We start from the raw sequence: 13,111 nt of genomic DNA, 5'->3' as shown, positions 1-13,111 counted from the left end.
GTTCTTCTTCGCGGAAGCGCCTTCCGCTGACCCTTCTCGGATCTCTCGCCGCGATCGGCTTCATCGCCGTGAACGTGGTGGATCCGTATTCGGGTGCGACGGCGTCGCCGTACTTCCAGATCGTCCCGCGCTACGAGCAGACGGATGTTCAGAGCCTCGCTCTCGCCGGCGACTACGACACGACCTTCACACGCGACGTCTACGACTCCGAAGCCGCTCCGCCGCCCCCGCCGCCGCCTCCGCCCGTGGAGGAAGAGGTAGAAGACGAGACGTCCGACGCGTCCTCCGGGTCCGGCTTCACCGCGCCGAGCGCCGCCGTGCCGGATCCCGGCACCGCACAGGCGATCGCGTACGACAAGGTCGTGGCGCGCGGGTGGGGCGAGGACCAGTACTCGTGCCTCGTCGCGCTCTGGAACAAGGAGTCCGGCTGGAGGGTGAACGCGCACAACGCCAGTTCCGGTGCCTACGGGATCCCGCAATCGCTCCCTGGTAGCAAGATGGCGACGGCCGGTGCCGATTGGGCCACCAACCCGGCGACCCAGATCGAGTGGGGTCTCGGCTACATCAGCGGTCGGTACGGCACGCCCTGCGGCGCATGGGGCCACTCCCAGTCCGTCGGCTGGTACTGACCGTCGATCGTCCCAGCCCGCAGCACGAGGTGACAGCATGCCCGGGCCGCGTGAGGCTGGTCTGTCTCCTCGGCTTCTGACCGGCCGTGACCTCGACGGGATCGACGACGCGCACCGCGTACGATCGATCGTGAGGACGGGAGCGGAACCACAATGCCACGCAGTAATCGACCGCGCCGATCCGGTGGCGGATCCGCAGACCGCGAGGAGTCCGACCTGTCGTCGTTGCTCCAGGGATGGAAGCGAACGGAAGTCCGTCGTGGCATCACCTGGTCCGTCCAGCCGATATCGGCGGCTCGGGCCCAGAAGGACTACGTCTGCCCCGGGTGCGGCGGCACGATCGACTCGGGAGTGGCCCACGTCGTCGCGTGGCGAGCCGACGGTCTCCTCGGCGATGCCGCCGATCTCGCGGCCCGAAGGCACTGGCATCTCCACTGCTGGAAGATCCAGTGAACCCGTCCTCGATCGGAAGGAAGACGATGACCGAGATCCGAGGCGGTGTCGAGCTACCCGCTCGCCGCGAGGACATCGAGCTGCGCACAGATGACGGCCTGACGCTCGTGGGCGAGCTCGCTCGTCCGGAGGTCGGCGACGGAGTGGCGACCCTCGTGACCCTGCATCCTCTGCCGACAGCCGGCGGGTTCATGGACTCACACGTGCTGCGCAAGGCCGCCGGGCGTCTTCCGGCGCTGGCCGATCTCAATGTCCTCCGCTTCAACACCCGTGGAACGTCATCTCCTCGAGGGACGAGCGACGGCGAGTTCGACGGCGGAACGGCCGAGCGTGCGGACGTAGCAGCGGCGATGCGGTTCGTGGCGGAGCGCGGTCTGCCGCGCCCGTGGCTGCTCGGCTGGTCGTTCGGCACCGAGCTCGCCCTCAAGTACGGCCGCGAGCACGACGTCGAGGGCGCCATCCTCCTCTCGCCGCCACTCCATCGGGCGACGCCCGACGAGGTGGCCGCATGGGCCGGGGATGAGCGACGGCTCGTCGTGCTGGTCCCCGAGTTCGACGACTATCTGCGTCCGGCAGAGGCCGCGGAACGGTTCGCCTCCGTGCCGGACGCCGTGCTCATCCCGGTCGAGGGCGGCAAGCACCTCTGGGTGGGGGAGAACCTCACGCGCCGCGTTCTCGACGAGATCGTGCGCGTGGTGAATCCGGCGGCTTTGCCTCTCGCGACGGACTGGCCGGACGCCGGCTGACCTGTCGACGGGGAGGTCAGAGCTCGTTCTGCCGTGGGATGACGACCTGCTTGATGATGAGCAGCACCGCAGCCGCCGTCGGGATGGCGATGAGCGCGCCCAGGATCCCGAGGAGCGACCCGCCGGCGAGGGCGGCGATCACCACGACGGCGCCCGGCACGGCCACTGCCCGTTTCATGATGTTGGGGCTGAGGACGTACGCCTCGATCTGCATGTAGACGAGGTAGTAGATCGCTGCGATCAGGGCGGTGATCGGTGAGCCGAGTCCCGGGATGAGACACACCAGCGAGATGATGATCGACCCGGTGAGCGTGCCGACGAGCGGGATGAGCGAGAAGAAGAACCCGATGCATGCCAGGACCGGCGGGAACGGCGCATCGATGATCGACAGCATGATGTAGCTGAGGATCCCGCTGCACGCCGCGATCGTCACCTGTCCTGTGACGTACCGTCCGACGGACGCGGTGATCTGCTCGGCGAGATCGGCGAAGCGTTCCCGCTTCGTCGCCGGGACCAGCTGGTAGAGGCCGCGCTTCGTCGCGGGGAGCGATGCGGTGAAGTAGATCATCAGGATGAGGACGATGACCGCTCCGAAGAACCCGGAACCGATCGCGAAGACCACCTGGACGGCGCCGCTGCCGATGTTCGAGATGTTGTCGGTGATGAACGATCCGGCCTCGCTGATGATGAGGTCGACGTTGAGGAACGGGAACTGATCCCGGAGGTTCTCGATGAACTCATTGGAGCTGATCTGCAGTTGCAGCACCGGCACGAGCCTCGCGAGATCGCTGATCTGGTCGACGATGATCGGCACGACCATCCAGACGAGACCCCCGAAGAGCGCGAGGAGGGCCACGACGACGATCACGAGCGCCGCCCACCGGGGCAGACCCCTCCGCTCGAGCCACGTGACGATCGGGTCGAGACCGAGGGCCAGGAACAGTGCGGCACCGATATAGACGAGGATCGTCTGCAGCGTCACGATCGAGAGCAGGATGAGCAGCCCGAGGCCCACACCGAGAGTCCCGACGAGCCCGACGCGGAACGCATTCTGGATCCTCATCCGACCTCCCTCTCGACCTCGACCCGATCATCCTATGGGCCGGTATGGACCGGGCCGGGACACGACGCGGCTGGTGTATGGCGGGAGCCGGGCGACGTGCGGAGGCGGCGCTCAGCCTTTTTCCGATATTCTGGATCGTCCCGTGTCCGTTGCCGCGCCGTGTCCATCCCGCTCGACGTGCCTCTCCGGCCGTCCATCGGCAACGTAGAAGGAGTGTTCGTGCGTTTTGTTCTCGCCATTGCCGCATTCGTCGTCGCTGCGGCGATGATCGTGTTGGGCATCGCCCAGCGCACGGTCTTCCTCCCGCCGTCCACCGTCGCAGCGGAGGGGACCGTCGAGGGCGGCCTTCCGTACACGCTCGTGAGTGGAGCGGTGCTGAACTCCCGCGAGGGCTCCCAGACCGTGACGGCGACGGGCTCCGACACCGTCTTCGTGGCCTACGGGCGCACGAGTGACGTGATGGCCTGGCTCGGTACGAGCGAGTACGCCGAGCTGTCGGTCGACGAGGAGACGGGCGAGCTCACGACGACCATCCGCGGCGGAGACGAGGCCGAGGAGCCGACAGAGACGGCATCACCTGCCCCGACGGACACCGCGGCGCCGGCCGATCCCGATTCCGAGGAGGACGCGGCGACGGAGGATGCGACCGGGGACGCGACGACCGACGACGCCCAGGCAGCTGACCTTCCCACGGATCCGCGCGGCTCCGACCTCTGGCTGAGCGAGTACGACGAGGACGAGGCCGTCATCGCGCCGATCAGCGTCCCGGATGACGTGAGCGTGCTCATCGCCTCCGACGGGGAGGCGGCAGCCCCGGCGACGGTTCGGCTGTCATGGCCCGTCAGCAACGCCACTCCGTGGGCCGGACCGCTGATCGCGGGCGGCATCCTCCTGCTGATCGTCGGCCTGGTCCTCTACCTGCTGGGCCTCAACCACCTCCGGAAGTCGCGCGGCCCGCGGCGCAAGGGGATCACGGCCGGTCCCGGCCTCGAGCAGACGGCGAAGCCGCCGAGGCGGAGACGACGTGCGCGGCGGACCCGCGCCCGCGCGAGCATGCGTGTCGGGATGCCGGTCATCCTCATCTCCGGGTTGCTCCTCAGCGGCTGTTCGGCCAACTACTGGCCGGACCTGTCGTCGTCCGGATCCACGCCAGAACCCACGGACAGCGCCGCCGTCGTACCGGAAGCCACCGACGAGTCCGCGACTCCCGCTGTCACGGTTCCCCAGCTGGAGCGCATCATCACACGCATCTCCGCCGTCGCGACGGAGGCCGACGCTGACCGCAACAGCGAGCTCGCCGCGACGCGATTCACCGGTGCCGCGCTGCTGGAACGGCAGTCGAACTACTCGGTCAGGGGCAAGGTGAGCGACTACGCCGCCCCGCGGGCGATCCCGTCGTCTCCACTGCTCCTCTCGCTGCCCCAGGCGACCGACGTCTGGCCGCGCTCCGTGTTCACGGTGGTCGGGGACCAGGAGGACACCGAGACGCCGCTGATCGCGCTCATGCTCCAGCAGGACGACCCGCGCTCGAACTACAAGGTGGCGTACGCCGTGGCTCTGGAACCGAACGCCACGATCCCCGAGTCCGCGCCCGCGTCGATCGGGGCTGCGTTCATCCCGCCGGACTCGCCGCTCATGCTCGTGACGCCGGCCGATCTGGCGACGCAGTACGCGGATCTGGTGGCGAAGGGGGCGGAGAGCGAGTTCGCCGCCTCGTTCGCGGAGTCCGATCCGTTCCGGGAGCTCATTGCGGCTGACCGGAAGAGCAAGCAGGATGCTCTCCCCTCGACGGCGAGCATCGATTTCGCGACGTCGGCAGGCGAGACGGATGCGCTGGGACTCGCCACGATCTCATCAGGAGCCATCGTCGCCGTGAGCATGACCGAGGGCGAGACGGTCAAGCCGACGGAAACAGGCGCTGTCGTGAAACTCAGCGGAGCCGTCGCCGCCGTCGTCGGACTCGAGGAGACGGCCAAGGGCGCCGAGGTCCAGTACTCCGACCAACTCCTGTTCTACGTGCCTCCCGCGGACTCGACCGATCAGGTCGTTCTCCTCGGGTTCAGTCAGTCACTCACCTCTGCGAAGGAATTGCCATGAGCATCCCCATGAACTCCGGCGCGAACCTCCGAGGAGCCGTCGACCTGTCGGGGCTCTCCACTCGCCAGCCCGCGCAGCAGGCCGCTCCGGGGCGGCCGGCGTCGACAGACGCGATCCGCGTGCCGTCCCTCGTCCTCGAGGGCGACGATCAGAACTTCGGTCAGTTCATCGAGCTGTCGTCACGTGTTCCCGTCATCATCGACCTGTACTCCGCCCGCTCAGAGGCGAGTGTGGCTCTGAGCCCCGTGCTCGAGCGCATCGTCGGTCAGCACGCCGGCAAGGTCGTGATCGTCCGGGTGGACGTCGACTCGAACCCTCAGCTCGTCCAGGGCCTACAGGCGACGACCGCTCCGACCGTCGTCGTCCTCATCGGCGGTCAGCCGATGCCGCTCTTCCAGGGCGCCCTGCCCGAGGCACAGCTGACGGATGTGGTCGCTCGAGTGATCGAGGCGGCCGCTCAGAGCGGTGTCGCCGGTCAGGTGACGGTCGAGGGCGACGCGTCGCAGCCCGTTCCCGAGCCCGAGCTGCCGCCGCTGCACCAGGAGGCGTACGACGCGATCGCCCGCCGGGACTACCCAGCAGCCATCGCCGCCTACCGCAAGCAGATCGCGCAGCAGCCGAGCGACCGCGAAGCGGTGGCCGGACTCGCCCAGGTCAGCCTGCTCGACCGCCTCGACGGCAAGACCGTCGACGCGATCCGGTCGGCGGCCGCCTCGGATCCCGAATCGGTCGACGCCGCTCTGGACGTCGCCGATCTGGATCTCTCCGGTGGGCACGTCGCTGATGCGTTCGACCGCCTCCTCGCGCTCTTCCCGTCCCTCGACGGCGACGGTCGCGATGCGGTCCGCACGCGCCTACTCGACTACTTCGAGATCGTCGGAGTCGCAGACCCCCTCGTCGTGTCCGCTCGGGCACGGCTGGCGGGGCTCCTCTACTGACCAGCCCGCTCGATACCGAAGGGGCACGGCGACATCGGTCGCCGTGCCCCTTCATCGGTTCTCAGCCGATCAGCGGCGTCGCTTGAGCCAGAGGCCCGCGAGCGGGGGAAGGGTGATGTCCGCCGAGGCCGGACGACCAGCCCACGGCTCGTCCCGCGCCGTGACGCTCCCGAGGTTGCCGACGCCTGAGCCGCCGAAGTCGCCGGCGTCCGAGTTGAGGATCTCGTCCCAGATGCCGGCCTGGGGGAGACCGGCCCGGTACGGACCGACGGTCGCTCCGGAGAAGTTCATGAAGACCGCGATCTCGTCGCCATTCCCGTCGCGTCGGAGGAACGAGACGATGTTGTGCGTCGAGTCGCCACCGTCGAGCCACTCGAAGCCGGCGGGCGAGTTGTCGAGCGCCCACAGCGCGGGGTTCTCCGTGTAGACGCGGTTGAGCTGTGTCACGAGGGAGTGCAGTCCGCGGTGCGCCGGCTGGTCGAGGATCCACCAGTCGAGGTCGCGCGACTCCGACCACTCGCTGAGCTGGCCGAACTCCTGACCCATGAACAGGAGCTGCTTGCCCGGGTGCGACCACATGAAGGTGAGGTACGCACGGAGGTTGGCGAGCTTCTGCCAGTGATCACCGGGCATCTTGCCGAGGAGCGATCCCTTGCCGTGCACGACCTCGTCGTGGCTGATCGGCAGGAGGAAGTTCTCGCTGTAGGCGTAGAGGAACGAGAACGTGATCTCGCCGTGGTGGTACGAGCGCCACATGGGATCGTTCGCGATGTACTGGAGCGAATCGTGCATCCAGCCCATGTTCCACTTGAAGCCGAAGCCCAGCCCGCCGCCGTTCGTCGGGGCGGTGACCCCTCCCCAGTTGGTGGACTCCTCGGCGATCATCACGACCCCGGGGTTGCGCCGGTATGCCGTGGCGTTGGCCTCCTGCAGCAGGCTGATGGCCTCGAGGTTCTCGTTGCCGCCGTGGATGTTCGGCAGCCACTCGCCCGGTTCCCTGGAGTAGTCGAGGTAGAGCATCGACGCGACGGCATCGACGCGCAGACCGTCCACGTGGAACTCCTCGAGCCAGTACAGCGCATTGGCGACGAGGAAGTTCCGGACCTGCGGGTTACCGAAGTCGAAGATCAGCGTGCCCCAGTCCTTGTGCTCTCCGCGGCGCGGATCGGGGTGCTCGTAGAGCGCCTCGCCGTCGAAGCGGGCGAGTGCCCACGCATCGGTGGCGAAGTGGCCGGGCACCCAGTCCATGAGCACGCCGATGCCGGCCTGATGCAGTCGATCGATGAGGTAGCGGAGGTCGTCGGGGTTGCCGAAGCGGCTCGTCGGCGCATAGTAGCCCGTGACCTGGTAGCCCCAGGAGCCGCCGAACGGGTGCTCGGCGAGAGGCATGAATTCGACGTGCGTGAAGCCGAGTTCCGTGACGTAGTCGATGAGGTGGTCGGCGAGCTCACGGTACCCGAGTCCGAGCCGCCACGATCCAGCGTGCAACTCGTAGACACTCATCGGGCCGTCGTGCGGGTTGCTCGCCGCGCGCGCGGTCATCCACTCGTCATCGTTCCACGTGTAGTGCGATTCGGTCACGATCGATGCCGTGAGCCCGGCCGTCTCCGCGTGCCGCGCAAGGGGGTCCGCCTTCGTCACCCACTCGCCGTCCCGGCCGCGGAGCTGGAACTTGTACATGGCACCGGGCTCGACGTCGGGGACGAAGAGCTCCCAGACGCCGGAGCCTCCCATGGAGCGCATCGAGTGCGCCTCGCCGCTCCAGTCGTTGAAGGTGCCGACGACGCGCGCAGCACTCGCGTGCGGTGCCCAGACGGTGAAGGATGTGCCGTGCACGGCGCGATCGGCCGTGCCGAGGGTGCGGTGGTGCGCGCCGAGCACGTCCCAGAGGCGCTCGTGGCGGCCCTCGCCGATCAGGTGGAGATCGAGCTCGCCGATGGTCGGAGCGAACGCGTACGCGTCGTCGGCGATCCAGTCGGGACCGCCGTCGTAGCTCGCCTCGATACGGTACGGCTGATGGCCGGTCACGTGCGCGCCCTGCCAGATCCCGGAGTGCACGTGCGTCAGCTCGACGCGTGCCCCGGAATCGAGGATGGCGGCCACGCGCGTCGCGAGGGGGCGACGCGTGCGGATCACCGTGAGTGCGTCACTGACACCCTCGGCCGCGACGGGGTGGCTGCCGAGCACGGAATGCGGGTCGTGGTGCGTCCCGGAGGCGACGGCCCCGAGGAGATCGTCGCTCAGCTCCGGTAAAGCGACCTTGTCAGGGGCGGACCGCTGGGCGGATACCGTGACGTGCTCGGTCGGCTGCGAAGGGATGGGGGGAATCGTGCTCACGGTCGGTCCTCCAGGATCTCGAGAATGTGCACAGGGGTCGTGAAGGCGTCGAGACGCACGTAGTTGTGCTCGCCCCACTCCCAGACGGTGTCGGTGATGACGTCACGCACACGGAAAGGTGTTCCGCTCGGGATGCCGAAAGCGGTGGAGTCGAGGTGAACCGTCGTCTCCCTCACCGAGTGCGGGTCGACGTTGGCCACCACGATGACGGTGTCAGCCGTTCCCGTCGGCGACAGCTCGGCGCTCAGGTGCTTCGAGTACACGAGGATGCTGTCGTCGTCGGAGGAGTGGAGCCGCAGGTTGCGGAGCTGACCGAGTGCGGGGTGCTCGCGTCGAACACGGTTGAGCGTGCCGATGAACAGCCCAAGCGACGAGCCCGCGGCCTCGGCCGCCGCGTAGTCGCGCGGCTTGTACTCGTACTTCTCGTTGTCGATGTTCTCCTCGGACCCCGGACGCGCCACGTTCTCGAAGAGTTCGAAGCCGGAGTACACGCCCCAGAGCGGTCCGGCGGTCGCAGCGAGTGCGGCGCGGATCGTGAAGGCCGCGGGACCGCCGAACTGCAGATACTCGGTCAGGATGTCCGGCGTGTTCACGAAGAGGTTCGGCCGGTAGTAGTCGGCCGTCTCGGTCGAGATGCTCCCGAAGAACTCCTCGAGCTCCTCGCGCGTGTTGCGCCAGGTGAAGTACGAATACCCCTGCTGGAATCCGACCTTCGCGAGGGCGCGCATCATCGCCGGTCGGGTGAACGCCTCGGCGAGGAAGACGACGTCGGGGTCCGACGCGTTGACCTCGCCGATGAGCCACTCCCAGAACTCGACGGGCTTCGTGTGGGGGTTGTCGACGCGGAAGGTCCGAACGCCGAGGGACATCCAGTAGCGGACGATGCGGAGGACCTCGGCGCGAATGCCCTCCGGATCGTTGTCGAAGTTGATCGGGTAGATGTCCTGGTACTTCTTCGGCGGGTTCTCGGCGTAGGCGATCGTGCCGTCCGGGAGCGTCGTGAACCATTCCGGGTGCTCGGTGACCCAGGGGTGGTCAGGCGACGCCTGCAGCGCGAGGTCGAGCGCGACCTCCATGCCGAGCGCGGAGGCGGCGGCGACGAATGCCTCGAAATCGGCGACCGTTCCGAGGTCGGGGTGGATGGCGTCGTGACCGCCTTCGGCGGATCCGATCGCCCACGGCGAGCCCGGGTCGTTCGGCCCGGCGTCGAGGGTGTTGTTCGGCCCCTTCCGGAAGGCGCGACCGATGGGGTGGATCGGCGGAAGGTAGACCACGTCGAATCCCATGGCCGCGACGGCGGGCAGACGCTCGGCCGCGGTCCGGAAGTTGCCGGAGGACCAGGAGCCGTCGGCGTTCTTCTTCGCACCTTCGGAGCGGGGGAAGAACTCGTACCAGGAGGCGAAGCCTGCCCGGGTCCGCTCGACGACGATGGAGCGCTCGTCCGACTCCGAGCGGAGCCCCATGAACGGCCGTTGCCGAGCGATCTCTGCGAGGTCGGGGTCGTCGAGGACAGCGCGACGGGCCTCCGGGTCGGTCGAGGAGGCGAGGGTCGCCGCATGATCTGACAGCAGACGGCGCTCGTCCTCGGGACGACCCTCATCGGAGGCGGCCTCGGTCAGCAGCTGCTCGCCGATCGTGTACATGAGTTCGACGTCGATCCCCGCGTCGATCTTGATCTCCGCGTTGTGGTGCCACGTCGCGAATTCGTCGGCGAACGAGAGGATGCGGAACGTCCACGTCCCCTCGTCGTCGAGTCGGGCGGATCCGACCCACGTGTCGGTTCCGGGCGCCCCGGGATCGAGGATCACGGTCGACCGGGCGCCGGTGGGGGAGGTGAGGAGCGCGCGTACCCCGATGAGGTCGTGTCCCTCGCGGAACGCGGTCGCACCGAACGACACGACCTCGCCCGCGAAGGCCTTCGCCGGCCAGCGGCCTGCCTCGACCTCGGGCTTCACGCCGAGGATCGGCAGTCTGCCGACCGTGGCGGGAGCCGAGGACGTCGACGTGCCGCTCGTCGTCGCCGGCTCCGGGGTCGGGGCTGCCGCGGCGGCCTCCGGTTCGGTTCTCTGAGGCTGCGGCGTCACCGCGGCCGAGGCTGATCGTTTCGGCGTCGTCGCCGACTGGACATCGCGTGCGGCCGGTGTGCCGGCCTTCTTCTTAGCCACTCTCCGACCGTACCGGGTCGCGACCCCGAGCGGCAGGGGCGCGACGGGGCTCGGGGGCGTGAACACCGACGCGCTACACTCCGCTCCTCGTCTAGGCTGAGCGCGTGAAGGCCATCCGTCGTTTCGCCGTCCGTCCAGCCCTCCCCGAACGCCTCGCCGCGCTCGAGACCCTTGTCGGGAATCTGCGGTGGGTCTGGCATGAGCCGACCGTGGCGCTGTTCTCCGACATGGCTCACGGCGTGGAGGATCGACTCGCTCGCGACCCCGCCGAACTGTTCGCCTCTCTGTCCCAAGCACGGCTCGACGAGCTCGCGGCCGACGACGTGTTCGTCGCTCGCGTGGACGCGCTCCGGGACGATCTCCAGCGCTATCTCTCCGAGCCGCGCTGGTACCAGGGCCTCGGCGAGTCCGCCCCGACGTCGATCGCCTACTTCTCGCCCGAGTACGGGATCACGGCGGCCCTGCCGCAGTACTCCGGCGGCCTGGGCATCCTCGCGGGCGATCACCTGAAGAGCGCGTCCGACCTCGGGGTGCCTCTCGTCGCGGTCGGCCTCTTCTACCGGTCCGGGTACTTCAGCCAGTCGCTCTCGGCCGACGGGTGGCAGCAGGAGACCTACCCGATCGTCGATCCGGACGGTCTTCCGCTCTCCGTCCTGCGTCATCTCGACGGCACCCCCGTGGACATCGTGCTCGCGCTGCCGGACGGACGCTCTCTCAATGCGCGCGTCTGGGTCGCGCGGGTCGGGCGGGTGACGCTCCTGCTGCTCGACACCGACGTGCCGGAGAACGATGCCGACCTCTGTCAGGTCACGGACCGTCTGTACGGCGGAGGGGAGGAGCACCGTCTCCGGCAGGAACTGCTCCTCGGAATCGGCGGCGTCCGGGCGATCAAGCAGTGGTGCGATCTGACGGGCGCCGACATGCCCACGGTGTTCCACACGAACGAGGGACACGCCGGTTTTCTCGGACTGGAGCGCATCTCCGACCTCGTGGGAGCGGGCCTCGGATTCGCGGAGGCCCTCGAAGTGGTGCGCGGTGGCGAGGTTTTCACCACACACACGCCGGTTCCGGCCGGCATCGACCGCTTCGATCCCGAGCTCATCACCCGGTACTTCTCCACGGAACTGCTCCCGGGTGTCGAGTCGCGCGATGTGCTCTCGCTCGGCCTCGAGTCTGCAGTGGACGGGCGACCAGGGCTGTTCAACATGGCGATCATGGGTTTCCGTCTGGCGCAGCGCGCGAACGGCGTCTCGCGGTTGCACGGAGAGGTCTCCCGCCGGATGTTCCGATCGCTGTGGCCGGGGTTCGACGAGAACGACATCCCCATCGGGTCCATCACGAACGGCGTGCACCCGGCGACCTGGACGAGTACGCCTCTCACCGACCTGGCCGAACGGGCGTGGGGCACGCGTGACACGACGTCGGTCGACTGGCGCGACCACGCGGTCTCCGACGCGGACCTGTGGGAGACGAAGCGGCACCTCCGGGCCGAGCTCGTTGCGGACGCCCGGCGGCGGGTCGAGGCGTCTTGGGTGTCGCAGAACCCGGGCGGCGTCGTTCCTGAATGGGTGCACGGGGTCCTCGATCCCGACGTCCTGACCATCGGCTTCGCGCGTCGTGTGCCGACCTACAAGCGCCTCACGCTCATGCTGCACGACGAGGACCGTCTGCGCGCGCTCCTCCTCGACCCCGAGAGACCGATCCAGATCGTCGTCGCGGGCAAATCCCACCCGGCTGACGACGAGGGCAAGCGCCTCATCCAGCAGCTCGTCGAGTTCGCGGCCGAGCCGGAGGTGCGCTCGCGCATCGTCTTCCTGCCCGACTACGACATGGCGATGGCGAAGACGTTGTTCCCGGGTACCGACGTGTGGCTCAACAACCCGCTGCGTCCCCTCGAGGCGTGCGGCACGTCGGGAATGAAGGCCGCTCTCAACGGCTCGCTGAACCTGTCGGTGCTCGACGGGTGGTGGGCGGAGTTCGCCGACGGTGCGAACGGATGGACCATCCCCACGGCGGCCGCGAACCTCTCGCCGGAGGAACGGGACCGGATCGAGGCGGCCTCGCTCTACGAACTGCTCGAGCACCACATCGTTCCGAGCTTCTACGACAGGGGCGAGTCCGGGCTGCCACACGGATGGCTCGCCACGATGCGACACTCGCTCGCCACACTCTCGCCGGAGCTCAGTGCCGACCGGATGCTGCGGCAATATGTCGGCGCCCTCTACCTGCCGGCTGCAGCCGCGGCTGAGCGACTGAGCGAGTCCTCGTACAAGCCGGCGCGCGAGCTCGCGGCGTGGAAGCGCCGCGTCGTCGAGGCGTGGCCGCGGGTCGAGATCAGTCACGTCGAATCGGGCGGGCTCGACGTCACGCCGCAAGTGGGGGAGACGCTGCGGCTGCGCGCCTACGTCGCGCTCGGTGGCTTGACACCGGACGACGTGAGCGTCGAACTCGTCTACGGTGCGGGCTCAGCGGAGGGCGAGCTCACCGACGTCGCGACGCTCCCGCTGCAGCCGGTCGACGGTCCCAGTGGACGCGGCGACGGAGAGACGAGTGTCGTCTACGGAGGAGAGCTGCGCCTCGAGCGCTCGGGAAACTTCGGCTACACCGTGCGTGTCGTTCCCCATCACAGGGACGTGGCGAGCGACGTGGAGATGGGGCTCGTCGCCGTCGCGCGGTGACGGGC

At 68.4% G+C, this 13,111-nt stretch carries 9 protein-coding genes; 6 read left to right on the top strand and 3 right to left on the bottom strand.

The genetic code is table 11. The features are described 5' to 3' along the window. The first annotated feature begins 68 nt into the window (after positions 1 to 68). From CLV49_RS16935 to CLV49_RS16925, 3 genes are all read left to right on the top strand, one after another. A complete protein-coding gene (locus CLV49_RS16935) occupies positions 69 to 629 on the top strand; it encodes an aggregation-promoting factor C-terminal-like domain-containing protein (protein WP_243696519.1) in 561 nt (186 codons plus the stop codon). Between the two features lie 153 nt (positions 630 to 782). After that, positions 783 to 1,082 (top strand): hypothetical protein, encoded by a 300-nt coding sequence (locus CLV49_RS16930; protein WP_208019761.1) that lies wholly within the window; start codon positions 783 to 785, stop codon positions 1,080 to 1,082. Positions 1,083 to 1,108: 26 nt separating this feature from the next. Beyond that, complete coding sequence (locus CLV49_RS16925) at positions 1,109 to 1,828, top strand: alpha/beta hydrolase (RefSeq protein WP_106565186.1); 720 nt, start codon at positions 1,109 to 1,111, stop codon at positions 1,826 to 1,828. A 16-nt stretch (positions 1,829 to 1,844) separates the two neighbouring features. Here CLV49_RS16925 and CLV49_RS16920 read toward each other — a convergent pair whose 3' ends face one another. Further along, positions 1,845 to 2,891, bottom strand: coding sequence for an AI-2E family transporter (locus CLV49_RS16920; protein WP_106564588.1), 1,047 nt, complete (start codon positions 2,889 to 2,891; stop codon positions 1,845 to 1,847). A 219-nt stretch (positions 2,892 to 3,110) separates the two neighbouring features. On the opposite strand from CLV49_RS16920, the gene CLV49_RS16915 reads away from it, so the two are divergent. Continuing rightward, positions 3,111 to 4,988 (top strand): DUF8094 domain-containing protein, encoded by a 1,878-nt coding sequence (locus tag CLV49_RS16915; protein WP_127054225.1) that lies wholly within the window; start codon positions 3,111 to 3,113, stop codon positions 4,986 to 4,988. After that, positions 4,985 to 5,926 carry a tetratricopeptide repeat protein gene (locus tag CLV49_RS16910; protein ID WP_106564586.1) on the top strand — a complete coding sequence of 314 codons (942 nt, stop codon included), beginning with the start codon at positions 4,985 to 4,987 and terminating at the stop codon, positions 5,924 to 5,926. Before CLV49_RS16915 ends, CLV49_RS16910 begins: the two co-directional genes overlap by 4 nt. A gap of 69 nt (positions 5,927 to 5,995) precedes the next feature. Here the strand turns inward: CLV49_RS16910 and glgB are convergent, their stop codons facing one another. Further along, the gene (glgB, locus tag CLV49_RS16905; protein ID WP_243696679.1) at positions 5,996 to 8,170 is read right to left on the bottom strand and encodes a 1,4-alpha-glucan branching protein GlgB; all 2,175 of its coding nucleotides are present in this window, start codon (positions 8,168 to 8,170) and stop codon (positions 5,996 to 5,998) included. Positions 8,171 to 8,259: 89 nt separating this feature from the next. Further along, the gene (locus CLV49_RS16900; RefSeq protein WP_424978071.1) at positions 8,260 to 10,428 is read right to left on the bottom strand and encodes an alpha-1,4-glucan--maltose-1-phosphate maltosyltransferase; all 2,169 of its coding nucleotides are present in this window, start codon (positions 10,426 to 10,428) and stop codon (positions 8,260 to 8,262) included. 104 nt (positions 10,429 to 10,532) lie between these two features. On the opposite strand from CLV49_RS16900, the gene glgP reads away from it, so the two are divergent. Beyond that, complete coding sequence (gene glgP / locus CLV49_RS16895) at positions 10,533 to 13,106, top strand: alpha-glucan family phosphorylase (protein ID WP_106564584.1); 2,574 nt, start codon at positions 10,533 to 10,535, stop codon at positions 13,104 to 13,106. Positions 13,107 to 13,111: the final 5 nt, after the last annotated feature.

The organism is Labedella gwakjiensis (assembly GCF_003014675.1).
In the GTDB taxonomy this organism is placed as follows: Bacteria; Actinomycetota; Actinomycetes; order Actinomycetales; family Microbacteriaceae; genus Labedella; species Labedella gwakjiensis.
This window is presented reverse-complemented; position numbering and strand designations above follow the sequence as displayed.

Excerpts from the sequence above, each read along its gene's own strand:
- CLV49_RS16920 (WP_106564588.1), bottom strand. The coding sequence starts at position 2,891 with ATGAGGATCCAGAATGCGTTCCGCGTCGGGCTCGTCGGGACTCTCGGT.
- CLV49_RS16910 (WP_106564586.1), top strand. The coding sequence starts at position 4,985 with ATGAGCATCCCCATGAACTCCGGCGCGAACCTCCGAGGAGCCGTCGAC.
- CLV49_RS16930 (WP_208019761.1), top strand. The coding sequence starts at position 783 with ATGCCACGCAGTAATCGACCGCGCCGATCCGGTGGCGGATCCGCAGAC.
- CLV49_RS16925 (WP_106565186.1), top strand. The coding sequence starts at position 1,109 with ATGACCGAGATCCGAGGCGGTGTCGAGCTACCCGCTCGCCGCGAGGAC.